Consider the following 2,586-nt stretch of genomic DNA (forward strand, 5'->3'; position numbering starts at 1 on the left):
ATCGGGCTGCAGCTCTACGCGGGCGACGTGGTCATGTCCGACGGCACAGGACTCGGTGTGCCGCCGCGCGACCAGGCGCCGACCGACGCCGGGTCCTGGATCGCCATCGCGGCCCCGGGCGGGAACCTGCAGGTCCCTGCGCAGACCAAGGACGCGGGCATCGGCTACACCGTGGTCCCGTTCGCCCTGACGATCCCGGTGAACGCCCAGCCCGGCGACCACGTGGGCGGACTCGTCGGCTCGCTCGTCGCGACGGGCCAGGCGGGCGACAACACGCCGGCGATCGACCTCGAGCAGCGGGTCGTGGCGCGTGTCTACATCCGGGTCACGGGGGACCTCCGTCCGGGTCTCGCCATCACCGACGTGACGGCGACGCACAGGGGTGGGGGGCTTGCCGGTCAGGGGGCCGGGACGGTCGAGGTCTCCTTCACGGTACGCAACACGGGCAACGTCCGGATGGCCGTGCAGCCCGAGGTGCGGGTCGCCGGCCCCGGCGGGCTCCAGCCCCGCACCGCGAGCGCCGACCGCGTCGACGAGCTCCTGCCCGGCAGCGAGGTACGCATGACCACGACCGTCTCCGGCGTCTGGCCGCTCGGGCGCGAGAGCGTGACCGTGTCGGCGACGGGGCTGCCCTCGGCGACCGGTGAGGACCCCGGCGTGGGCACGGTGCACACCAGCATGGAGCTCTGGGCGATCCCGTGGGCAGCCCTCGCGCTGCTTGTGCTGCTGCTCGGCCTCGTGGCCTACCGCGTGAGGCGTCACCGACGCACGGCGCGGCGGGTGGTGGCTCGCGGGCGTCGGGTCGCGGACCGCAGCGAGGTCCTGGCGGGCTCGTCGGCGCGCACCTCTTGATCGGGGCCGCGCCCGGTCGATGAGACGTGTGGCGCGCTGCCGGCCCGACCTGCGGCCGCCGCCACATCGCGTCGCTCGGCTTCCGGGGGTCCAGGCACATGAGGGTCACGACATCGGTGGTCGCGGTCGCGATCAGCACAGCGCTCGCCGGACTCGCGCCGCTGGTGGTGGCGGCGCCAGCTGCCGGCGCGGTCGGCACGGCGTCGGCTGCGCGCGTCGCCACGGTCGGCACGAGCCCGCAGCGCCCCGTCGACCTCGACCTCCGTCCGGCGCGACCCGGGGTCACCCGGACGAGCCTGACGGTCACGCCGCGGACCGGTCCGGCCTACCAGTCCGTCACCTTGTCGGTCGCCGTCGCGGCCTCGGCGCCCGTCACGGGCGGCACAGTCACGATCACGGACGGCACGTCCCTCGTCGCGAGCAGCATCGCGCTCGACCACGGCGTGGCGTCGGTCACGACCAACGCGCTGGGCGCCGGGACCCACCTGCTGGTCGCGGTGTACAGCGGGACGTCCGACGCGTCACCGTCGTCATCCGCACCCGTCTCGGCGGCCTACGGCGGCGAAGACAGTGTCGGGGCCCAGTCCGTGGTCGTGACCATCCCGTCGGGGTCCCTCACGATCACGACCCCGTACGCCGCGGGCCGTCCGGTCGACCTCGGTCGGGCCGACCTCGACCAGTCCACGTCGACGTACGCCGCCGGTGCGCGGATCGACCGCATCGTGATCACCGACACACGGAGCGGCAACCAGGGCTTCACCGCGTCGGTGTCGGCCAGCAGGTTCGTGAGCTCCGACGGTGGCTCCTTCGCCGCGTCCCGGGCAGGTCTGGTCGACCTCGCCGCGGACCAGGTACCGGGCAACGCGCTGCGGGCGAGCCTCGTGCAGGTCGTCGACACGAGGCCGGGGGCGCCGGGCCTCGGCAGCTCGCGCGTGTTCGCGCGGTATCCCGCCGGGCTCTCGCTCGGAACCGTGCGCATCCACGGAACGCTCGCGGTCACGGGCGTGCCGTCCTCGATCACGTCCGGACGCTACGTCGCCCGTCTGACCTTCACAGCGATCTGAGGCCCGACGCGACCGCGGTCTGAGGCGTCGTCGTCCTGCGTACATCGTCCCGCCGATTCCCATTCACGTGCTTCCGAGATCGTCACCGTGCGGCACAACGCCGTCGGCCGATCGGGCTCTCGGAATGGACGGTTCACTCATGCGCATTGCCAAGTCTCTGGCCGCTGTCGCGGCTGGTTCCCTGCTCGTGGCGGGTCTTGCCGTCGCGACGGCCGGGTCGGCGTCCGCCGCCGACAACGGCTCCCTCCTGTCCGGCCACCTCTACCTCTTCAAGGTGCAGATGCAGCCCGACGGCTCGAACCTGAAGGTCAGCCTGGCGAACGCGACGACGGCGGACGTCGTGACCAGCGGTGACGGGCTGACGCGCCCGTTCGCGTCATCCGCGGTCGACGCGGCGTGCCCCGCGAACACGGCCAACAGCCAGATGCGGATCCGGATCCCGCAGGTGGGCGTCGACCCGCTGAACTGGAACGAGGTCCCGATCAACGCGCAGTCCGGCGCGAAGGTCGACGCGAACGGCCACCCGTACAACGACAGCCGGGTCGACATCCTCACGAACCCGACGATCCTCGACTACGTCGTGGCCAACGGTGGGGTCAACGTCCCGCTGCCGCTGACGTTCACGTGCTTCAGCGCCGCCGGTGCCGCGCTCGGGTACTTCTCGACGCCC

3 protein-coding genes are annotated in these 2,586 nt (G+C 72.7%); all 3 read left to right on the forward strand.

The features are described 5' to 3' along the window. The coding region (locus tag VFW79_RS09750) for a hypothetical protein (RefSeq protein WP_329677110.1) at positions 1-852 on the forward strand (852 nt) is incomplete at its 5' end. Between the two features lie 98 nt (positions 853-950). Next, complete coding sequence (locus VFW79_RS09755) at positions 951-1,916, forward strand: Ig-like domain-containing protein (RefSeq protein ID WP_329677111.1); 966 nt, start codon at positions 951-953, stop codon at positions 1,914-1,916. Between the two features lie 139 nt (positions 1,917-2,055). After that, positions 2,056-2,586, forward strand: a 531-nt coding sequence (locus VFW79_RS09760; protein ID WP_329677112.1) for a hypothetical protein, incomplete at its 3' end; no start/stop codon positions are given.

The organism is Cellulomonas sp. (assembly GCF_036279715.1).
Classification (GTDB): Bacteria; Actinomycetota; Actinomycetes; order Actinomycetales; family Cellulomonadaceae; genus Cellulomonas_A.

What these genes read in the sequence shown, in the direction of transcription:
- VFW79_RS09755 (WP_329677111.1), top strand. Translation starts at nt 951, where the DNA reads ATGAGGGTCACGACATCGGTGGTCGCGGTCGCGATCAGCACAGCGCTC.